Source organism: Allobosea sp. UNC402CLCol, assembly GCF_000745475.1.
GTDB classification, from domain to species: Bacteria; Pseudomonadota; Alphaproteobacteria; order Rhizobiales; family Beijerinckiaceae; genus Allobosea; species Allobosea spartocytisi.
The window spans coordinates 1-19250 of sequence record NZ_JQJJ01000002.1 but is presented as its reverse complement, the minus strand read 5'-3'; the positions used below and the strand labels follow the sequence as shown (position 1 = coordinate 19250).

General features: G+C 64.5%; 22 protein-coding genes and 2 pseudogenes. 16 read left to right on the top strand and 8 right to left on the bottom strand.

Annotated elements, in window-relative coordinates; all coding sequences use genetic code 11:
- Window positions 1–6 precede the first annotated feature (6 nt).
- From GY40_RS00650 to GY40_RS28120, 4 genes are read right to left on the bottom strand one after another with little or no spacing between them, the layout of a single operon-like run.
- Complete coding sequence (locus tag GY40_RS00650; RefSeq protein WP_038357840.1) at window positions 7–567, bottom strand: hypothetical protein; 561 nt, start codon at window positions 565–567, stop codon at window positions 7–9.
- Window positions 564–1145, bottom strand: a complete 582-nt coding sequence (locus tag GY40_RS00645; protein WP_038357839.1) for a thermonuclease family protein — start codon at window positions 1143–1145, stop codon at window positions 564–566. The genes GY40_RS00650 and GY40_RS00645 overlap by 4 nt, the downstream gene beginning before the upstream one ends.
- A gap of 56 nt (window positions 1146–1201) precedes the next feature.
- The gene (locus GY40_RS00640) at window positions 1202–1786 is read right to left on the bottom strand and encodes a thermonuclease family protein (RefSeq protein ID WP_038357837.1); all 585 of its coding nucleotides are present in this window, start codon (window positions 1784–1786) and stop codon (window positions 1202–1204) included.
- A 1-nt stretch (window position 1787) separates the two neighbouring features.
- Window positions 1788–1982: a hypothetical protein gene (locus tag GY40_RS28120; protein WP_248311056.1), complete on the bottom strand. Its 195-nt coding sequence runs from the start codon at window positions 1980–1982 to the stop codon at window positions 1788–1790.
- A gap of 614 nt (window positions 1983–2596) precedes the next feature.
- On the opposite strand from GY40_RS28120, the gene GY40_RS00630 reads away from it, so the two are divergent.
- From GY40_RS00630 to GY40_RS00565, 14 genes are read left to right on the top strand one after another with little or no spacing between them, the layout of a single operon-like run.
- Window positions 2597–3040: a lytic transglycosylase domain-containing protein gene (locus GY40_RS00630; protein ID WP_248311055.1), complete on the top strand. Its 444-nt coding sequence runs from the start codon at window positions 2597–2599 to the stop codon at window positions 3038–3040.
- 12 nt (window positions 3041–3052) lie between these two features.
- Complete coding sequence (locus tag GY40_RS00625; protein WP_038357960.1) at window positions 3053–3370, top strand: TrbC/VirB2 family type IV secretion system protein; 318 nt, start codon at window positions 3053–3055, stop codon at window positions 3368–3370.
- Complete coding sequence (locus tag GY40_RS00620; RefSeq protein ID WP_038357834.1) at window positions 3367–3663, top strand: VirB3 family type IV secretion system protein; 297 nt, start codon at window positions 3367–3369, stop codon at window positions 3661–3663. Before GY40_RS00625 ends, GY40_RS00620 begins: the two co-directional genes overlap by 4 nt.
- Before the next feature lie 9 nt (window positions 3664–3672).
- Window positions 3673–6084: a VirB4 family type IV secretion/conjugal transfer ATPase gene (locus tag GY40_RS00615; protein ID WP_038357833.1), complete on the top strand. Its 2412-nt coding sequence runs from the start codon at window positions 3673–3675 to the stop codon at window positions 6082–6084.
- On the top strand, window positions 6081–6911 hold the full coding sequence (locus GY40_RS00610) for a hypothetical protein (RefSeq protein ID WP_038357958.1): 831 nt from the start codon (window positions 6081–6083) through the stop codon (window positions 6909–6911). The genes GY40_RS00615 and GY40_RS00610 overlap by 4 nt, the downstream gene beginning before the upstream one ends.
- Window positions 6912–6922: 11 nt before the next feature.
- Entirely contained in the window at window positions 6923–7630 is a 708-nt protein-coding gene (locus tag GY40_RS00605) for a type IV secretion system protein (RefSeq protein WP_038357831.1), read from the top strand.
- Complete coding sequence (locus GY40_RS00600; protein ID WP_038357830.1) at window positions 7627–7824, top strand: hypothetical protein; 198 nt, start codon at window positions 7627–7629, stop codon at window positions 7822–7824. Before GY40_RS00605 ends, GY40_RS00600 begins: the two co-directional genes overlap by 4 nt.
- Window positions 7825–7850: 26 nt before the next feature.
- The gene (locus tag GY40_RS27860) at window positions 7851–8015 is read left to right on the top strand and encodes a hypothetical protein (RefSeq protein ID WP_197062678.1); all 165 of its coding nucleotides are present in this window, start codon (window positions 7851–7853) and stop codon (window positions 8013–8015) included.
- 8 nt (window positions 8016–8023) lie between these two features.
- Window positions 8024–9157, top strand: a complete 1134-nt coding sequence (locus GY40_RS00590) for a TrbL/VirB6 family protein (protein ID WP_038357827.1) — start codon at window positions 8024–8026, stop codon at window positions 9155–9157.
- Window positions 9154–9870 (top strand): VirB8 family type IV secretion system protein, encoded by a 717-nt coding sequence (locus GY40_RS00585; RefSeq protein ID WP_038357826.1) that lies wholly within the window; start codon window positions 9154–9156, stop codon window positions 9868–9870. The genes GY40_RS00590 and GY40_RS00585 overlap by 4 nt, the downstream gene beginning before the upstream one ends.
- The gene (virB9, locus tag GY40_RS00580; RefSeq protein ID WP_038357824.1) at window positions 9867–10661 is read left to right on the top strand and encodes a P-type conjugative transfer protein VirB9; all 795 of its coding nucleotides are present in this window, start codon (window positions 9867–9869) and stop codon (window positions 10659–10661) included. Before GY40_RS00585 ends, virB9 begins: the two co-directional genes overlap by 4 nt.
- A gap of 9 nt (window positions 10662–10670) precedes the next feature.
- Window positions 10671–12017, top strand: a complete 1347-nt coding sequence (gene virB10 / locus GY40_RS00575) for a type IV secretion system protein VirB10 (RefSeq protein ID WP_038357823.1) — start codon at window positions 10671–10673, stop codon at window positions 12015–12017.
- The gene (gene virB11, locus GY40_RS00570; protein ID WP_038357821.1) at window positions 11980–13038 is read left to right on the top strand and encodes a P-type DNA transfer ATPase VirB11; all 1059 of its coding nucleotides are present in this window, start codon (window positions 11980–11982) and stop codon (window positions 13036–13038) included. Before virB10 ends, virB11 begins: the two co-directional genes overlap by 38 nt.
- Complete coding sequence (locus tag GY40_RS00565) at window positions 13016–15163, top strand: type IV secretory system conjugative DNA transfer family protein (RefSeq protein WP_038357820.1); 2148 nt, start codon at window positions 13016–13018, stop codon at window positions 15161–15163. Before virB11 ends, GY40_RS00565 begins: the two co-directional genes overlap by 23 nt.
- A 246-nt stretch (window positions 15164–15409) precedes the next feature.
- Here the strand turns inward: GY40_RS00565 and GY40_RS00560 are convergent.
- Together GY40_RS00560 and GY40_RS26855 are read right to left on the bottom strand one after the other, a co-directional pair.
- Window positions 15410–15703 (bottom strand): annotated as a pseudogene (locus tag GY40_RS00560) (alpha/beta hydrolase); the annotation flags it as partial.
- Window positions 15702–15962: pseudogene (locus GY40_RS26855) on the bottom strand (MBL fold metallo-hydrolase); the annotation flags it as partial. The pseudogenes GY40_RS00560 and GY40_RS26855, both read right to left, overlap by 2 nt.
- Window positions 15963–16068: 106 nt before the next feature.
- Between GY40_RS26855 and GY40_RS00555 the strand changes: the two are divergent.
- A complete protein-coding gene (locus GY40_RS00555; protein WP_248311054.1) occupies window positions 16069–16887 on the top strand; it encodes an MBL fold metallo-hydrolase in 819 nt (272 codons plus the stop codon).
- A 248-nt stretch (window positions 16888–17135) separates the two neighbouring features.
- Here the strand turns inward: GY40_RS00555 and GY40_RS00550 are convergent, their stop codons facing one another.
- Window positions 17136–18032 (bottom strand): alpha/beta fold hydrolase, encoded by an 897-nt coding sequence (locus GY40_RS00550; RefSeq protein ID WP_051987384.1) that lies wholly within the window; start codon window positions 18030–18032, stop codon window positions 17136–17138.
- Window positions 18029–18451, bottom strand: coding sequence for a helix-turn-helix domain-containing protein (locus GY40_RS00545; RefSeq protein WP_038357818.1), 423 nt, complete (start codon window positions 18449–18451; stop codon window positions 18029–18031). The genes GY40_RS00550 and GY40_RS00545 overlap by 4 nt, the downstream gene beginning before the upstream one ends.
- 75 nt (window positions 18452–18526) lie before the next feature.
- Between GY40_RS00545 and GY40_RS00540 the strand changes: the two genes are divergently transcribed.
- Window positions 18527–18868 carry a GatB/YqeY domain-containing protein gene (locus GY40_RS00540; protein ID WP_038357816.1) on the top strand — a complete coding sequence of 114 codons (342 nt, stop codon included), beginning with the start codon at window positions 18527–18529 and terminating at the stop codon, window positions 18866–18868.
- The last annotated feature ends 382 nt before the right edge of the window (window positions 18869–19250 follow it).

Below are 19250 nucleotides of genomic sequence, written 5' to 3'. Positions count from 1 at the left end.
CGGCCCCTATTGGTATCGAGACCGGCCAGGCAGCCACCGCCAGATATCGCGGGGCGAACCCTCCCGATCCCGCCAGGCGACGGGTGCGCGCGGCGGCTCGAGCGGCTGCATCGTCCAGGCCGAGCGGTGGTAGTAGACATTCACCGTCTCGCGCCACAGCCGTCGGCCATCCCCGTCGAGCAAGTCTGTCGCGCAGTGAACGACGGGGCCGCGATAGCGGGTCACCCGCGCGGTCTGCGCGTCGACGGCGCCCGGCTTGCAGCCGAACAGGCGTACTGCCGAAGGATACGAACGGCCTGGAGCGGCCGCGCTGATCCATCGGAGATAGGCGGCGTTGGCGTCTGCTTGCGTGGGGTAAGGGAAGCGCTCCGTCAGGATCGGCGCAAAGGTCGAATTGTCGGGCGCGTATTCGAGCCTTCCGGGAACGACATGCGCCGGCGTCTGCAACGCGTGCCGTCCCAGGGCCGTTTCCGTGGCGATCGATGGCACCGGCTCCGGGGCCGACGTCGAACATCCGGAGACCGCCATCGCGAGCGCGATGATGGACCACGTCGAGCGCACCATCATGGCATAGCCTCGCGCCCGACAGCCCGAGCTCCGTCGGGCCAGCGCGCCCGCCAGTCCCAGGGCATCTCGAACGTGCTCGACCACAGACCGCGGTAGGCCTTGCGTGCCTGCTGTTCGGCCTGGCCATAGCTTGGCGGGACTTCCCGGTCGTTCCTGGCCGAGGGAGTCAGAACCGCGACGCCCTCGCGCAGCATTGAAGCTGCGAGATCCAGATGATGGGCGGTGGCGCAGCGCGCGAGGCGCTCGTCGCCCTCTTCGCGGATCACGGCACAGGCGAGCCAGCGGTTGAGGGTCGCGTTCACCAGCCAGGCCGCAGCAACCGTTCCACAGGGCCAAGCCTGGCGCCCCAGAGTCGCGATCTGGCCGGGCGCGCAGGTCTCGATGCCATGGAGTCGAAAGACCGCCTTCGTCTCGATGTCGCGGAGGCGGGTGCCGTCGATGACCTCGACGCGCAGGGGCGGCGACTGCGCCGGCAGCTTTGGACGATAGATTCCGGTGCTCGAGGCCTGCGCCAAGCACGGCGCGACAAAAGCAAGCGCACTGAGGCAGCCGACGCCGGCGTCACGCAGCCGCGCCATTGCGAGATTCCCATATCGAGCTCGAGGCGGCAATCCGAAGTCTCCTGATGGAACGATCAGCGTGGTGACGGCATGCCGACCGAATGCGAGCTGTCCTCACGCAAACCGCGCAGGATGACGGCATTGGGGTCGGGGAGATCGGGAAAGGCCCAGAGGCCGGCACGGGCTTGTCGGGCGATGCGCTGGGCCACGAGATAGGGTTCATGCACCGGCTTGCCGTCCGGCTTCAGCGCGGCAAAGGCGAAGCCCGTGGCGATCAAGGCCGTGCCGAGATCGATCCGCGAGCCTGCGCCCGATCCTTCGCTGCGCGCGGCGATGCAGAAGACGAAGACCGTGCGGCTCTGTGGCAGTGCGGCCGCGTCATGGCACTGCGGCTTCAGATCGCGGGTCAGTGCGACGAGCATGGCAAGCGACGCTTCGCCGCAATCTCGGCGGATGCCCCGAGCGTTTGTGAAACTGGTGCCCCGCAGACAGGACTGCACGCCGTAGAGGCGATAGGTCGTGCCCGCATCGGACCAGCTGTCGCCGGTGAGATACTGCGCCTGCGCCGGAATCGGGAACCAGCGTGACGCCGTCTGCGCCGACGCGCTGGCGGTCGCGAGGATCGCCATCGCGATCGCGACGGATTTCGCTCGCCTCATCTCAATAGCCCTGCAGCGAGAAGTAGAAGCGCTGGGCGCCGTTCGCCGTGACGATGTCGACGAAATACGGTTCGCTGCGCGTCGCGCGCGGGGTCGTCGGATAGCGCGTGCGGCAGCCCGCATCCGTCGAGCAGTCCTGCCGCGGTTTCGACAGGTCGGCGCAGAGATTGCCGTGAGGGGTTTCGGTTAGCGCCATCCCGGCATCGTCCCCAGCCAGGACAGGCGTCTGGCCAGCGGAGCAAGCCTGATAAGGCTCATAGCCAAGGCCGCTGGCGCGGGCTTCCGGGCAGTTCGGCCAACTCCCACCCTTGGCGAGAATCCGAAACAGGGTCTGCATGACCGGCACGCAATAGGGGATGCTCGGCCAGCCCGGCGAAGTTGCGGCCGAGCAGAGCAGCACCTTGCAGCCGAACGAAGCGTCTTGGCCTGCCGCGGGGCCGACCAAGAGCGACCCGCATGCACTAAGCATCACCATCATCCGAACAGCTCTCACGCGTTCCTCCGCGATCGGGGTTGACCAGTTCGTGCCGAAGCAGCTATGTCTAACATCTATTATAATAGATGTTAGATTGGAAGAGCCGAGAGATGCGGATTCGAGGCCTGACAGTCGGATTAACGATCTTCGCCATCGCCCCCGCGGGCGCCCGCGCGCAGGAGCGTCCACCGCCGCAGCTGGCCACCGTCGATGCGTCGGGGCGTGTGATCCCGGTGTCGCCGATACCCGCACCAGCCGCACGCAGCGACAGAGCACAAGCCACGCCGCCCTGCTCCATCGACAAGGCGTTGCCTGCGGCGGAGGCGCGCGCGCTGGTGACCCGTGTCGCCACGGAGGAGGACTTTTATCCCGACTTCGTGCTCGCGGTCGCCAAGATCGAGAGCCGGTTCAATTCGGTGGCGATCTCCGAGAAGGGAGCCTTCGGGCTGATGCAGCTCATGCCGGAGACGGCAAAGCGTTTCCAGGTCGATCTCTGCGACCCGGTCGGCAATGTCCGCGGCGGTATCCGCTTCCTGCGCGCTCTGCACGAGAAGTACCGCAACCCGTTCTACATCCTCGCCGCCTACAACGCCGGCGAGGATGCGGTCGAGAAGAACCGCGGCGTTCCGGCTTATCCGGAGACCGTGCGTTACGTCGCCGAGGTCATCAACGACTTCTACACATTGCCCGCGCCCGGCCGCACGGTCGCCGGCAGATCTCCGTCGAAGGCACCGCCAGGCGCCGGCTGGAACGACGGCTTCGTCATGCACATCGACTGAATGGAGGCACCGATGATCCTATCGTCTACCTTGCGTACCCTTGCCGGCACCGTTCTCGCCGGCACCGTTCTCGCACTCGGCGCCAACGCCGCGTCCGCCCAATCCGGCGGCACCCTGCAACCGGTCCAGTCGACCCTGCAGCAACTGGTCTCGACGATGACCGGACCGATCGCGACCTCGCTCGCGACGCTCGCGGTGATCGCCTGCGGCTTCTTCGCCTGGACCGCGCGGCTGACCTGGGGCATCGCCGGCAGCGTCATCTTCGGCATCGTGCTGGTCTTCGGCTCCGCCCAGATCGTCCAGTTCTTCCAGTCGGCAGTCGGCCAATGACGGGTAGCGAGCTCGAGGATCCGCTGATCACACCTTTGGTCAAGGCGCTGACACGGGCGCCTACGCTGATGGGCGTGCCTTACATGTATTTCATGCTGAACGGCGTCGTGACCAGCGTCTGCTTCCTCGTCTCGCACAATCTGATGATGCTGCTCGTCGCAATCCCGCTGCATCTGCTCGGCTTCGTCATGACGCTGCGCGATGATCGGATCTTTGAGATCCTTTTCGTCAAATCAGCGAAGTGCCCGCCGCGTTCACGCTCCTTCTGGAGCGCCGACAGCTACAGTGTCTGAGGTGGCGTCGTGGTCGCCCGCGCTCTGCTCGATGAACTCACCTTCGGCGCCGTCGCGCGGCGCGAACGCCCGGTTTCCTCGCATGTGCCCTATACCAGGCATGTCGACGACCATATCATCCGCACGCGCGACGGTCTGGTCCTGACCATCTTCAAGCTCGAAGGCTATTCCTTCGAGACCTCCGATCTCAGCGAGGTCAATGCACGCCTGCTCGGCCGCAACGACGTCGTGCGCACCTTGGCGAATTCTCGCTTCGCCCTCGTTTCCCATATCGTGCGGCGCGAGGTTCAGCCCCGGATCGACTCCAGCTTCGACAATCCGTTCTGCCGGGAGCTCGACGAACGCTATAATGCCGCGCTGTCGAAGCGGCGGATGTTCGTCAACGATCTCTACCTGACGCTCGTCCGCCGCCCGCTGCAGGGCCAGGCAGGGACCTTCGAGTTCATGCTGGCGAAGCTGCTCGGCCGCAAGGACGAGTCAGGCGCATCGGTTGCGCAGCAAACAGCGCTGAGCGAGTTGCGCGACGTCGCGACCGCGATCCGCGAAAACCTGTCGGGCTACGGCATCCGGCAGCTCGGCGTCGTCGATCGCGAGGGCGTCTGGTTTTCCGAACCGCTCGAGTTCCTGGTCCAGTTGCTGAATGGCGGCCTGCCGCGGCCGATGCATCTGCCGCGCATGGATCTGGCAGAGGCGCTGGCGATGAAGCGCATCTTTTTCGGCCGCAACGCGATCGAGCTGCGCGGTGCCGGCCCCACCGACACCCGCTTCGGCGCGATGGTCTCGATCCGCGAATATCCGGCCCAGACCGGGCCCGGCTCCTTCGACAATCTCTTGCGCGTCCCGCACGAATTCATCGCAACTCAGAGCTTTGCGATCGTCGACCGGCCGGAAGCGGCCAAGCAGATCGAACGTGTCTCCCGTCAGGTCGACATGTCGGACGAGGCCGGCTCGATCGTCGCCGAGCATCTCGACGCCGCGCGCGACGAACTCCTCGCCTCCGAGGCGATCTATGGTGAGCACCACATGACGGTGATGTGCCTTGGTCGCGATCTCGCCGAGGTCGGCGCGGCCGTCACAGCGGTCGGCGCGGCTCTCACCGATCGCTCGGTCATCTGGGTGCGCGAGGATCTCAATTGCGAGCCGGCCTTCTGGGCCCAACTTCCCGGCAATTTCGCCTATATCGCCCGCAAGTCGATCCTCTCGTCGAAGAATTTTGCGGGACTGACCTCGCTGCACAATTATCCCAGCGGCAGGCCTGCAGGCAATCATTGGGGACCGGCGATCTCGGTCTTCGAGACGACCTCGCAGACGGCCTATTATTACAACCATCATATCCGCGACATCGGCAACTTCACCGTGCTCGGCCCGACCGGCTCGGGCAAGACGGTGTTCCTCTCGTTCATCGCGGCGCAGACCCAGCGGATCGAACCGCGGCCAAAACTCGTCTTCGTCGACAAGGATCGCGGCGCCGAGATCTTCATCCGCGCGCTTGGCGGCCGGTACGAGACGCTGGTGCCTGGCGAGCCGACCGGCTTCAACCCGCTCTCGCTGCCGGATACCGCACCCAATCGCGAATTCCTGTTCCAGCTCTTTGCCTTCATGCTGAGGCCGAGCAATGGCGGCGAGCTCTCGGCCTCCGAAGAGCAGGTGATCCGCAATGCGATCGCGGCTTCACTCGGCGCCGGCCCCGAAGGTCGAACGCTCAAAGCCTTCTCGACCCTGCTGCGCGGGCGGATCCGGGCGGGAGAGGGGGATCTGCTTGCCCGGCTCGAAAGCTGGATGCGGGCCGACCAGCGCGGCTGGCTCTTCGACAATGACGAGGACCGGTTCTCGATCTCGAGCGTGTTCGGCTTCGACATGACGCGGGTGCTCGACGATACCGTCATCCGCACCGCGGCGCTGATGTACATCTTCCATCGGACCGAGGAGCTTTTGACCGGCGATCCGGTCATGATCTTCCTCGACGAGGGCTGGCGCCTGCTCGATGACGATGTCTTCGCCTTCTTCATCCGCGACAAGCTGAAGACGATCCGCAAGCAAAACGGCATCATCGGCTTCGGCACGCAATCGGCGGCCGATATCGTTCGCTCGAAGACGTCGAACACGCTGATCGAACAGACCAGCACCAACATCTTCTTCCCGAACCCGAAGGCCGACGACGACAGCTACGCCCAAGCCTTTCGCCTGTCCGGCCGCGAGATCGCGTGGATCCGCTCGACCGCGCCGGAAAGCCGCTCTTTCCTGATCAAGCACGGGCGCGACAGCGTCGTGGCACGGTTGAACCTCGCCGGCATGCCCGATCTCATCAAGGTCTTGTCCGGACGCACCGAGACGGTGGCCGAGCTCGACGCGCTGCGCGCCCGCGTGGGTGACGACCCTACAACCTGGCTGCCGATTTTCCTCGGGAGGGAGGCTTCATGAAGCGGGTACGCCTCGTTATTGCGCTCGTGACTTCGCTTGCCGCGGCGCCCGCACTCGCGAATGTCCCGGTCAACGATGCCGCCCTGCTGACGAAGCAGTCGGAGACCGCCGGGACGACGGTCAAGCTCGTTCCGATCACGAGCCAGCGCAAGGAGGCCAATAAGGGGGTCAAATGCGCGCTGACGACGGGCAAGAAGGCCAACCTCACCAACCCGGCCGTGCAACCGCAGAGCGGTGACGGTGCCCGCAAGATCCAGGCCTACAGCCCGCAGAGTTCCGTCACGCCGGCTGCTGGTGCGAAGGGCGCGGCCCTCAACAACCAGACGCTCTTCCAGTCCGCCGGCAATGTCGTCGGTGGTCTCGATGCCAGCCGTTCGACCCTGCAGGCGGCGCAGAATGGCTTTCGCGCAACGGGTCAGCAGGTTGGCGCGACCGACACGGTGATGGCGTCCCTTGATGCAAACAGCGCGGCCCGGATCCAGAACAACCTCGCCTGGAACGAGGCGATCAACTCCGCGACTTTATGGGTGACGGCGCTGAATGCCCTCAATCTCGCGCGCAGCAGCGACGGAAGCCGCGCCGCCGGCGGGATGCGGGCAGGTGGCGCCACCCATCCGGCGGCAACGGGAACGGTCTGTCCGACCGGCACGACCGGTTCGGGGATCGCCCCCGATCCATGCCGCACCCCGTCGAGCTGTCGGTTGCCGGAAGCCGGCACCTCAGGCGATCCGGCCTGTGTCACGCCCCGCTATGTCGATGCTGCCGGCAACGTCCTGTTCTTCCTTGAGCAGATCCAGAACGCGGCCACCGCCGCCAACAGCCGATAAGGGAGAGATCGATGCGTCCCCGCTTGCTGCTCTCAGGCCTTGCGATCGCCATCGCGAGCCCGGTCTTCGCGCAAGTCCCGACCCGCGACGACGCCAATCTCGCCAAGGCCCAGGAAATCGCCTCCACGACGCGTCAGATCCTCACCGCCGACCAGCAGATCATGCAACACACGCAAAGGACGCTGGCCGCAGTCACCGGAGACCGCTCGTCTCAGGCGCAAGGCTCGCTCGCGCAGATGGCGCTCGGCGGTGGCTTCTCCATGGGATCGGCCCCCTCACTCGGCTCGGTTATCTCGGGCGGGACGCTCTCCTTCGCCGGGATGGGCTCCGGATCGCAGAACATCGTGTCCTCGCTGATCAACGGGCTGCAGCTGGTGCAGACCATCACCGGGCTCGTCGGCGGCAAGACCCATCCGGTCGACACCGCCTACAAGAACTCGGTCAATGTCGCGGCAACCCTGTCAGGGCTGATCGATTCCACGCAAGGCGCGGTGAGGCAGCGTTCTCAGGCCTTCTCCCAAGGCGGCCAGGAAATCGGCAAGGCCCAGGATCTCAAGGGCAGCGTCGATCAGAACACGCAAGTTCAGATCCAGACCGGCCAGACCATCAATGAGCTCAGCGGCACGGTGAACACGGCCGCGGCCGCCGCCAACCAGGCCAATCTCGATCGCCTCGCGGCGGAATCGGCAGCGGCCCGCGCCATGAAGTTCACTCCATGACAGGCAACATCGGCAAGGTCGTGCTGTGGTGCCTCGGCGGGTTGGTCATCGCCTTCGTCGCGGCCGCAATCGGCTTCTCGACGGCTCGCTCCATCCGCCCCGCGACATCCGCCATCACGCAGAGTTCGGACGACGCAGCGAAGGACGCCTCACGCGCCACGACGTTCACGCAACCGAAGGCGCCGAAACCGTGAAGGTCCTCCACAGGCTGACGACGCTCATGTTGCTGACCGGCCTCCTCGGCGGCTGCGCCTACAAGCCATTGAAGGCGCCGTGCGCCGCCGATGAGGACGGTTCCTCGATCGCCTCATACGCGGGAAACGAACCGCTGGCTCCTGCGGTGTTCACCTCGCTGACGCCCTGCGGCCCGATGCGGCCGATCTGAGGAGAGCGATGGGCAACAGCTTCAGCGTCACGACGCTTCTGCAATCCGTCGACCAGATCGGGCAGAACTATGTCTCGAACGCCTATCAGGCGCTGGCGAACGCGTCGACTTCCGGCGGCGCCACCAGCGTCGCCGGGCTATTGCTTACGCTCTACGTGATCTTCTGGGGTGTCGGCATCTGGCAGGGAACCGCGACCGGCGGCCCGGCCGAGCATGCCTTCAGGTTGCTCCGGGCCTTCATCATCTACGCACTGGCCACAAGCTGGAACGATTTCCAGACCCTGATCTACAACGCCATGAACAGCGGCCCCTCGGCCATCGGCAACGCGCTGCTCAGCGTCGTCACCACCGCCAACGGCACCGGCACCTCGGCGAACCTGACCTCCGTCAACGGCGTCCAGAATGCCCTGCAGAACATATGGGATACGACGAACAGCGCCACCGAAGCCTTTCTGCAGAATGCCGGCATCACCAATTGGGGACCCTACATCTTCGCCGCGGTCTTCTATGTCGCGATGGCGATCCTGATCGGCTTCGCGATTTTCCTGATCATTCTCTCGAAGATGTTCATGTGGCTGCTGCTCGCGCTCGCGCCGCTCTTCATCATCCTGCTGCTCTTCGGCGTGACGAGCCGCTTCTTCAGCGGCTGGCTCGGCGCGATCGCGCAGTATTTCGTGGTACAGGTCCTCGTCTACGCCTTCCTCGCCTTCTACGTCTCGCTGATCCAGCAATCGATCGATGCGCTGAACGGCGTCGCCGGCAGCAAATCCGCGACCTGGGCCACGATCGGTCCGGTCGTTCTACTCGCCATCATCGGCGTCCTGCTGCTCGCTCAGATCAACAACGTCGCCGCGGCGATCGCCGGCGGCGTTCCGGTCCACGCTCCGCGGATCGGCGCCGTGCTGGCGACAGCGACCGGCTATCGTCTCGGCCTCGCCGCCAACCGGATCCGGCTCGATCTGCGCAATCCCTTCAAGCCAGCATCGCTGTCGCGGCGCGAGGAACTGACCGCTCGTCAGCGCGCCCGCGTTGGCCTGCGCGCCGGCTCCTGGGCTGAGACGGCCGAATTCCGCCGGCTCGCCGACCAGATTCGCAACCAGGCTGCCGCGCCGCGAACCCGCGAGCGGGGAGGGCAGTCATGAGCGAGGTCGCCGCATCGGAAAAACCTCGGGTCGATCCGCGCTATTATGCTGAGGGCACGAGCTGGGAACATGATCTCGCTCGCCGCAACCGCAATTCGCGGGCACTTGCCTGGGTCGTCGCGGCGGTGATGTCGCTTGTCGCGATCGTCGCGCTCGGCCTGCTCGCCCTGCTCGTGCCGCTCAAGACCTACGAGCCCTATATGGTCGTGGTCGACAAGACCACGGGATTCGTCGAGGTCAAGCGTCCGATGGCGGAGGGCGCGCTGACCCAGGACGAAGCCGTCACCATGTTCAGTGTCGTGCGCTATATCAAGGCGCGAGAGACCTATGATCCCCGCGCGCTCAAGGACAATTTCAACCTCGCCCAGTTGCTTTCGGCCGGCGATGCCTCGCGCGAGCTCACGGAGATCTACTCGCCGGCGAACCCGAACAATCCGGTCAAGCTTTTCGGCTCGAACACCGAGGTCGCGGTCACCATCAAATCCGTGACTTTCCCGAACAACCGCACGGCGCTGGTGCGCTTCTCGACCGACCAGAAAGCGGCGACCAACATCCTGACCCGCCACTGGGTCTCGCTCGTCCGTTTCCGCTACACCGCGACGCCGATGCGCAACCAATGGCGCTTCGACAACCCGCTCGGGTTCCAGGTGCTCGAATATCGCCGCGACCAGGAGACGGCTCCTTCGCCGGGCACCGCCGGGAGCCAGCCGTGATCCGGCGCATCCTGCTTGGCCTCGCGATCTCGGCCCTGCCAATCTCCGCAGCTTGCGCCGAGGCGACGCCGAGGCCGGGCCGAACCGACGCGCGCATCCGCGACGTCGCCTACAACCGCGACAATGTCACGGCGATCGACGCCAGCTACGGCACCTCGACGATGATCCAGCTCCAGTCGGACGAGAAGATCGAGACCCTCGCGCTTGGCGATGCGATCGCCTGGAAGGTCGAGCCCAATCGCAAGGGCGACATCATCTTCGTCAAACCGGTCGAGAAGAACGCCCAATCGAACCTGAATGTCGTCACCACCAAGCGTGTCTATGTCTTCCTGCTGCGCTCGAACACGCATCCTGTCCAAAACCAGACCTACGCCGTGCGCTTCCGCTTCCCGGATGACGAGGCCGATGCGCGCCTGCTCGCGGCCGCCAAAGAGCGCGCCGCCCATCCCAATCTGAAGGCCCTCAATATCGCCAATGCCAATAGCGAGTACGGCTACAAGGGTGCTTCCGCCAACAAACCCGTGACCGTGTTCGACGACGGGACCAAGACCTGGTTCCGTTTCGAGGGTGAGACGCCGGCGATCTATATCGTCGATGGCGACCGCAACGAGAGCCTGGTCAATTTCCGGACGGAAGGACCGTATGTCGTCGTCGACAAGGTCGCGGCGCAGTGGACGCTGCGCAATGGCCAGGACGCGACCTGCATCTTCAACCGGCGCCGCACCAATCTGCACGAACCGACCGGGCTCGAGCCCTATGGGCCACGGCGCGTCGACGCGACCGGACAATGAGGAGGAGCGATGCCGAGCGCCGAGGACTATCGCGCTTTCGAGCTGGAGGCCGCCGCCGCGACCTCGGTCGCGCGCAGCCGCACCGTGCTCGGGCGCCTGCTTACGGTCGGCGTTCCGGTCGGAGCGGTCGTCGTCGCCGGCTGGCTGATCTATCGCACCACCAGTCAGCGCTCGGCCGTCATGACCGCGCCGGACAAGGAGGAGTTCACGACGACGCAGTTTCCCGCGCCGTCGCTGTCGACGCCGCGGCCTCAGACCGACCAGGGCACGATCGTCATTCCGCAAGCGCCGGTCGAGCCGGCGGCGCCTCCGCCAGCACCACCGCAGACCATCCACCCGCCGCCCGCGCCCGAGCCTCCCTTCCCGGCCGCAATGCCAAATGACGACGAGGCACGCCGTCTGGCCGAGCTCGAACGCCAGCGTCTGGCGGAGGAGGAGCGCCGCAAATGGGAGCGCCTGCGCGCATCACAGGTTATCTCGGACAATAGCGCGACGGCCGCCGGCGCGATGAATCCCGAGAGCGCATCCGGACCAGCGGCAGCCGCGGACGACGACCCCAATCGTCGCTTCCTCGCCTCGGTCTCCGCCGCCGGCGTCGATGTCGCGCCCGCGACCAGGAACAACCGGATCGACGCATTGGTAGCCCAGGGCACGATGATCCGCGGGGTGCTCGAGACCGCCGTCCAGAGCGATCTGCCGGGCATGGTACGTGCCATCGTCGCCGAGAATGTCTGGTCCTTCGACGGCCGGCGTATCCTGATCCCGGCCGGGAGCCGTCTCGTCGGCGAATACAAGTCCGGACTCACCCGTGGTCAGACCCGTGTCTTCGTCGTCTGGACGCGATTGCTGCGCTCCGACGGCGTCTCGGTCCAGCTCGGTTCGAACGGCACCGACGATCTCGGCCGGGCCGGCAGCGCCGGCACCGTCGACAACCACTATCTCGAGCGCTTCGGCGCCGCGATCATGTTGTCGCTCGTCGGCGGCGCCGCGCAGTTCCTGAGCGGCTTTGGCCAGAACTACGACATGACGGGCGACGGCACGGTCATCACCACGACCGATCCCGCGACCGGCGTGGTCACGCAGACCCAGACCGGCGTCGGTCAAAACCAGCTCTCGCTTCAGGCGAGGCAGATCGCTGCCCAGAATGTCTCGCAGACCCTGACCAATATCGCCCAGGAGGCACTGAAGAACTCGATCAACATCCCACCGACGATCCATCTCGACCAGGGCACAAGGATCATCGTCTTCGTTCGGCGGGACCTCGATTTTTCGTCCCTTTACCCCGATCCGGTGAAGGAGGCGCTGCGGGAGCTCAGGCGTGAGCGCACCATCCAGAAATCTCACGGTCTTCCTTGATCGCGCGCTTGGGCCGCTCCGTCCCTGGCTCGACGACGATCAGGTCGTCGAGATCTGCGCGAATGGTCCCGGCATGGTCTGGGTCGAGCGTTTCGGTCAATCGGAGATGGAGCGCCACGAGCTTCCAGAGTTGACCGAGCAGGCGATCCGCCATCTCGCCGAGCGCATCGCAGGCCATTCCGGGCAGAGCGTGAATGAGGAACACCCGCTGTTGTCGGCAGCGCTGCCGACCGGTGAGCGCTTCCAGGGCGTCATTCCGCCGGCGACCCCCGCCGGCGGCGCCTTCGCGATCCGCAAGCAGGTGATCAAGGAGATGCAGCTCGACGATTACCGCAGGCTCGGCTCGTTCAGGCAGGTGGAGAGGGTCGGGGAGAGAATGCTCAGCGAGATCGACCGGGCGCTTTGCGAACATCTCGATGCCGGGCGGATCGAAGAGTTCATCCGGCTCGCCGTGGTCAACCGCTATTCGATCCTGCTCTCGGGCGGGACGAGTTCCGGCAAGACGACCTTCCTCAACGCGATCCTGAAGGAGGTACCGGCCGATGAGCGGATCATCACCATCGAGGACACCCGCGAAGTCAGGCCAATGCAGCCGAACTATCTGCCGCTGATCGCCTCGAAGGGTGATCAGGGCGAGGCGCGCGTCACTGTCGAGATGCTGTTGCAGGCGTCGCTGCGCTTGCGCCCCGACCGGATCTTCCTCGGCGAGATCCGCGGCGCCGAGGCCTATTCCTTTCTGCGCGCGATCAATACCGGCCATCCCGGCAGCATCACGACCGTTCATGCCGATAGTCCCGCCGGCGCTTTCGAGCAGCTTGCCCTCATGGTGATGCAGGCCGGGCTCGGCCTGAAGCGCGCGGAGATCATCGCCTACATCAAATCCGTCCTGCCGATCGTGATCCAGCAGACCAAGATCGGCGGCTGGCGCGGCACGTCCGCGGTTTATTTCGCGCGGATGGCGGAATGGCTGGAGGAACGTCAGCGAGGGCAAGAGGGCCATGGCGCGCATCGTCGCCTATAGGATCAGCGTTGCCGTCCTGGCGCTGATCGCCTTCTGGCTGCTGTGGAGCCTCGCCTATGAGGTCATCGTCGGTTTGCGCTGGGCGCCATCGCGCTTTCCAGCCGAAGGGGCGCAACGCTGGGCCTTGCTTCGGATGCAGAACGCCGACCGCTCGTCCGGCTTCGCCTTGATCGCCTGGCGGCATTTCTGCGAGCGGCTCATCTATCCGCCGACGCAAACGGAGGCGTTGATCCGCGGCGGCTATGCTGCCGGCACCGTCGTCGCGATTGGCATCGGCCTCGTCATCGTCGGATTGGTCAACCGCCGGCAGATGCCCTTTGGCGCGGCCCGCTTCGGCACCATCATGGAGGCCGCGAAGCAGGGACTGACCGGCAAGCAGGGCATCATTCTCGGCACGTTGAACGGTGTCACCTTCCGCTCGGACGAGCCGGCCCACATCCTTGTCGTTGGCCCATCGCGATCGGGCAAGGGCACCGGCTTCGTGCTACCGAACGGCTATCTCTGGCAGGGTTCGGCCGTCTTCTTCGATCCGAAGCGCGAGAATTTCGAGGCGCTTGCAGGCCATCGGCGGCGGCAGGGCGACAAGGTCTTCATGTTCTCGCCGGGCTCGCCCGACACCCATCGCTATAATCCGCTGGATTTCGTGCGGCGCGACGAGCGCATGGCGACCGATTGCTTGGTCGTCGCGAGCTTCGTCATTCCGGAGAAGGCCGACGACACCTGGGCCGGGGCAGGGCGCCTGCTGCTCTCGGCCCTGATCGGCTATGTGCTCTCGTCGCCACTGACGGCATCAGCCCAGCATATGCGCAGCGTCGCCCGCATGACGACGACCGGCAAGGACATCTCGACCGTCCTGCGTGCGATCGTGCAGACTGAATCCCAGCATCTGCCGACCTGGGTCATCGACAGCTTCAATCAGTACATCGCGCTGGAGCCCGAGACCCGCAACAGCGCCGTGTTCAACGTCAATATGGCGATGAGCCTTTGGAACAATGGGCTGATTTCAGCGGCGACCGAGACCTCCGATTTCGATATCCGTGAACTTCGCAGGCAGCCGATGACGATCTTCATCGGCTGCACCATTGCCGAACTCGCGATCTTCCGACCGCTGATCCGAATCCTATTCCAGCAGATCCACGACCTGCTGATGGAAAAGATCCCGGGCCCGGATGAACCGCATCGGGTGCTGCTCATGCTCGACGAGTTTTACCATGTCGGGCGCATGGACTCACTGATCTCGAAGATCACCATTTCTGCCGGCTACGGCTTTCGGATGGCGATCATCTTGCAGGATATCGCCCAGCTCGACGAGCTCTATGGCCGGAATACGCGTATCACCACGCTCTCTGGGTCGCAGATCAAGCTTTTCATCCAGATCAACGATCTCGAGACGGCGGAATTCGTGTCGGAGATGCTCGGCGAGACCACCCAGATCTACAAGACGCCGGTGATGCGACCGGGACAGGGGATCTTCTCGCCTCGCGTCTGGGCGCCCCACTATACGCCGCGGTCGCTCCGCAGCCCGCTTGAGCTGCGCGAAATGTCGGCGCGGCTCTCGATCCTGATGGTGAAGAACTCGCCATCCTTCGAGCTTACCAAGATCCGGCATTACCTGGATCGGCCGTATCGGCGGCTCTATGAGGCCTCGCGAGGAGCGCCACCGCAGCTACCGAGGCTGCGCCCTTGGCATGACGAGGAGGTGGTGGGAGCGATCAACGCATCGGCGGCGATGAATCAATCCGAATTGGGACAGCCGTCCGGGGCTGCTCCCAAGCCAGAATGGAACGGAGGAACCGCGCCGCCGACAAGCCGGGAAACACCGATACCGCATCCCGAACCTACGGCGGGCCGCACTGAGCGCTCCGTGGTTGGCAAAACCGCTGGGGCCCGGTCGAACGCGAAACCATCCAGAGAATTGAGCCTTGGCTCGCCGCCCGCTACCGTTGGAGAAAATTGCGATCTACGGGCGATGATCGCGTCTGCTAGCGCTGAACAGGACGCTGTCTTCGCAACAATGATGCAGACTCTTGAAAGATCTGCTCCAAACAGCTCCATTACTCAAGCTGTGGAGACCTTTGCGATGCTGCAGCGCGGGTTCGGTGACCCCGGCCTACCGCGCCGCTAATCCCTCAGAACGTCGGCACCTCTCGTAGCGCCTACGTTTTGAATGGGCGAGTTTGGCCCTTTGCTGACATTCGGAATGACCGCTTTTGGACAGTCAGATTAGTCCTTTTGCTGAGCTTGGCGGACTATGACGTGCCTTCGCGCGTTCCGGTTGCCTTATTGCGAACGCCGGCACCGTTTTTGTTTCGTCGCGTCCGTGACGCGAACATGAACGAGGCGGCTTTGATTCCCGCCTCGTCCTCGCGGTTCAGCCTCGGACGAAGGCCAGGATATCCCTGTTCACGACGTCCGCGTGGGTGGTCGCCATGCCGTGGGGCAGCTTGTTGTAGATGTTCAGTGTCGCTCGCTTGAGCAGCTTGGCGGTGAGCGGAGCGCTGTCGCCGATCGGGACGACCTGATCGTCATCGCCATGCATCACGAGGGTCGGGACCTCGATCACCTTGAGGTCTTCGGTGAAATCGGTCTCGGAAAAGGCCTTGATGCCGTCGTGATGGGCGGCGAGGCTTTTGCGAAAGCCGTCGAAGACCTCGATCGGGAGGCCGCACGCCTTCGACGAGCAGCCCGCCGACATGGTCCATGTGCATATGCGTCAGCACGACATCGGTGACCGATGCGAGGTCGATACCAGCAGCCGCCAATCGCTTGATCAGCTGGCCTGCCTTGGGCAGATTCAGGTTCGGGTCCAGCCCCAGTCCCGCATCGACCAGAATGGTCTGGTCGCCGCTGCGGACCACGACCACGTTCAGCGACCAGTCGAACGCGTCCTGCGGCAGGAACATCTCGTTCAGCCAGGTCGCCCGCTCGGTCGCGGCGACGTTGTGACCATCGCCTCACCCCAGCAGGACAGGACCCGAGGAGCTCGTTCCATCGCGCTACGCGGTGCGGGTCGGCGAGATCGATGTACTCGTGATCAGCGACGGCGTCCTGGAGCCGCCGGCCGAGTCGATGGCGACCAATGCCGACCCGGCGACCCGGAACGCGTGGCTCGACCGTTCATTCCTGGCGCATGATACATTCGATTGGGCGCTGAATGCGGTCGTGGTGCGCAGCGGGGCTCAAACCATTCTCGTCGACAGCGGGATTGGCGGTGAAGTTCCGGACTTCACGCGGGCCGGGCTGTTAGCGCATCGGCTGGCGGCCGCAGGCGTCGATCTGGCTTCCGTCACAGATGTCGTCCTGACACATATGCACTTCGACCATGTCGGCGGGCTGCTGGTCGAAGGAGTGAAGGAGCAGCTGCGTCCGGATCTGCGGATCCATGTCTCCGCCGCGGAAGCCTCATTCTGGAAAGCGCCCGATTTCTCACGCACCGGCATGCCGCCGGCGCTTGCAGAGATTGCCAGAAATGCGTCAAGGCGCTTCTTGGATACGTACCATGCCGAGTTGCGTACGTTCGAACACGAGCAGCAGGTTGCGCCGGGCGTGGTCGTCACGCGCACCGGAGGTCATACCCCTGGGCACAGCGTGGTCCGCATCGCATCCGGCAGCGACAGGCTGATGTTCGGTGGCGACGCCATCTTCCCGGTCTCGTTCGACCATCCCGAATGGCATAACGGTTTCGAACACGATCCCGAGGAGGCGACCCGCGTTCGGCTGCGCCTGATGCAGGAACTGGCGACGACCGGTTCCTGGCTGGTGTCCACGCATATGCCATTCCCATCCGTCGGACGCGTGGCGGCGGAAGGGAAGCTCTTTCGCTGGGTGCCCGCCTGGTGGGACTACTAAGCGGTTGTTCGGGCGCTGCCAGCCTGGAAGCTGGCAGCGCCGGAGCGTAGAAGATCTCAGCTAACCTCGCGAAAGTACCGAGATCGCGCCCGCTATCCATCTTGAGTGGAGCGAGTCAATCGTAGCTCACGTCGCTGAGGTTCGATGGCTCCACCGCCCTGTAACGCAGACTTGACGGTTGCGTACTGACATCAGTCGTCCTGGCCGGGCACCGGATGTCTGCTTCCAGGTAGGGATCGAATGTCTGGTTATGGCGCCAACCTCCCGGTTCCGACTTTCTCTTGCGGGGGAATGCTCTGCTGTAGGAAAGCGAAGACTCGCTCGGACTGGCTCGGCAGGAAGTGATAGCCGTCCTCAATGAAGCATATCTTCGCATGCGGGGCGTTCTGCTCGAGCCGCTCGCGCGTCTGCACAGAGTTGATCAGAGCATCTCGCCTTCCGACGACGGCAAGGATCGGCATCGCCAACCTGCGAAGCTCTTCATCCGTCAGCCTGGGGATGTTGACGATCCGCGGTTTGGCCGCACGGCCGATACTCTCCATCAGATTCGCGATCAGCTGGAGCTCGGCAGGCAGCTCCTTCGGCGGCGGTCCGAACACCATTTCGCGGATCCTGCGTTTGCCCCAGGATCCCAGGAGGAGCAGCGGAGCGGCCTTCAGCAGCAGGTTCTTCTGCCGGCCGATGCCGGCCGGGCAGATGAGGGCAAGCGCCTGGACAGCCATCGGCCTGCGCTTGGCGTAGTCGAGCGCCAGCCAGCCGCCGAGCGATGTCCCGACGATTCCGGCAGTTCGAAGCCCGAGTCCTTCGAAGACGTCGTCGAGCCATGAGGCATGGGCATCGCCCGCCAGCGCAGGCCGTGCAGGGGCGCTGAAACCGGGCTCGCCGATCATATCGACGGCGTAGAGGCGGAACCGCGAAGCCCATAATGCGGTGTCGGGAAGCCAGGCGGCACTGTTCGCCTGCGCGCCATGGAGCAGCAGGACAGGCGGCGCACCCTTTGGGCCGCATGCGAGCACAAAGGTCCGGCCCTGACATGTGGGCAGATAGAGCTCTTCCTTCGGAACAGGCCAGCGGTCGAGGACGTCGCGATAGAGGGCAGCAGCAGCCGCGGCCGCGCTCTTGCTGCGATAGATGGCGACCGTCATTTGAGCGCTCGCATTTGCAGATCCACCAGCTCGAGCAGCCTCGCTGCATCCGAGGGATGGGCGATCAAGACGATCTTGAGATTGCGGCCGGCTGGATCGAATGCTGTGCTGAGATGCAGCGGCGCCGTCCGCGCGTCCCCCGTCGCGCCGGCCGCGTTGAGCAGCGAGGCCATTCGCTCTGCTCCATCGGCCGAGATGTCCGTGACCTCGACGATGCAGGTCGCGCGGACATGGGCGGCCGAACTCGAATGGCCGCGCACGATGCCGCCAAACGCATCCAGCGTTCCCCGATCGATGCGGTAGGCCTTCCCGACCTTGGTCGCCGAGAGGCGCCCCTCGCGAATATGGCGAAGCACGGTCTTGGGATGCAGGTTGAGCTCCTCGGCCGCCTGCTCGACCGTCACGAGTTTACCCGACATTGTAATTCCCTACTGCTCCCTATATAGGTACTATAAGGAACATTTTATGGCAAGATAGCGGATAATGAGGAGCCAATGGCAGCAACCACGATGAAAGCCCGGCTACGCACCGACCTCAGGCATGCTCTGAAGGAGAAGGATGGGCTTAGAGCTGCTGTGCTCCGAAGCCTAGTCGCGGCGCTCGACAGTGCTGAGGCGCCAGCAATTGCCGCAGCCCCGTCATCGGGCCAGGAATTCCGAAGCGGCACGGCGGAGGTAGAGCGACTGGTTCTCGACGACACCGACGTCCGACGCATCCTCACAATGGAGATCGAGGAGCGCGAGGACGCCGCCGCTCAATTCGAGCGCCTGGGTCAGACTGACCGCGCTGTCGCTTTGCGGCTCGAAGCGATGCTGGCGCGGCAGTACCTCGGGTGACTCAAGCCCACCACAGATCGTTTTGATCTCTGCTGAACAGCGCTGGATGAGAGTCCGCTTCTGGGCAAGGGTCCAATGGCCGGTCGTGGCAACGCAACCTCAAGGCTGTAGCCGCGGCACCGACCAGCTCTGCCGCAGTCCAACATACCGTTGCCAACGGAGAGTACGCATGATGCAAGGCGCCACTAGTAGGTGTGCGAGCCAAGAAATAGCGTCGATTTGCGCCCATCTAGCGTCGGCGCGACGCCAAGTCATAGTTCCATAAGATACCTTATGCGAACACCGAGTGTAGGCCCCCGTTAGAAAGGTCACCAGTCTCCCCGTTAGAGATGTCACTCGTTCTGAGTGCTGGCTTGCTGGGAGCTTTGCGTGATGACGGTGG

Coding starts and splice junctions, on each gene's coding strand:
- GY40_RS00625 (WP_038357960.1), top strand. CDS start 3,053: ATGATCCTATCGTCTACCTTGCGTACCCTTGCCGGCACCGTTCTCGCC.
- GY40_RS00540 (WP_038357816.1), top strand. CDS start 18,527: ATGGCAGCAACCACGATGAAAGCCCGGCTACGCACCGACCTCAGGCAT.
- GY40_RS00550 (WP_051987384.1), bottom strand. CDS start 18,032: ATGACGGTCGCCATCTATCGCAGCAAGAGCGCGGCCGCGGCTGCTGCT.
- GY40_RS00600 (WP_038357830.1), top strand. CDS start 7,627: ATGACAGGCAACATCGGCAAGGTCGTGCTGTGGTGCCTCGGCGGGTTG.
- GY40_RS00545 (WP_038357818.1), bottom strand. CDS start 18,451: ATGTCGGGTAAACTCGTGACGGTCGAGCAGGCGGCCGAGGAGCTCAAC.
- GY40_RS00610 (WP_038357958.1), top strand. CDS start 6,081: ATGAAGCGGGTACGCCTCGTTATTGCGCTCGTGACTTCGCTTGCCGCG.
- GY40_RS28120 (WP_248311056.1), bottom strand. CDS start 1,982: ATGGCGCTAACCGAAACCCCTCACGGCAATCTCTGCGCCGACCTGTCG.
- GY40_RS00640 (WP_038357837.1), bottom strand. CDS start 1,786: ATGAGGCGAGCGAAATCCGTCGCGATCGCGATGGCGATCCTCGCGACC.
- GY40_RS00590 (WP_038357827.1), top strand. CDS start 8,024: ATGGGCAACAGCTTCAGCGTCACGACGCTTCTGCAATCCGTCGACCAG.
- GY40_RS00645 (WP_038357839.1), bottom strand. CDS start 1,145: ATGGCGCGGCTGCGTGACGCCGGCGTCGGCTGCCTCAGTGCGCTTGCT.
- GY40_RS00620 (WP_038357834.1), top strand. CDS start 3,367: ATGACGGGTAGCGAGCTCGAGGATCCGCTGATCACACCTTTGGTCAAG.
- GY40_RS00605 (WP_038357831.1), top strand. CDS start 6,923: ATGCGTCCCCGCTTGCTGCTCTCAGGCCTTGCGATCGCCATCGCGAGC.
- GY40_RS00585 (WP_038357826.1), top strand. CDS start 9,154: ATGAGCGAGGTCGCCGCATCGGAAAAACCTCGGGTCGATCCGCGCTAT.
- GY40_RS27860 (WP_197062678.1), top strand. CDS start 7,851: ATGTTGCTGACCGGCCTCCTCGGCGGCTGCGCCTACAAGCCATTGAAG.
- virB10 (WP_038357823.1), top strand. CDS start 10,671: ATGCCGAGCGCCGAGGACTATCGCGCTTTCGAGCTGGAGGCCGCCGCC.
- GY40_RS00650 (WP_038357840.1), bottom strand. CDS start 567: ATGATGGTGCGCTCGACGTGGTCCATCATCGCGCTCGCGATGGCGGTC.
- GY40_RS00565 (WP_038357820.1), top strand. CDS start 13,016: ATGGCGCGCATCGTCGCCTATAGGATCAGCGTTGCCGTCCTGGCGCTG.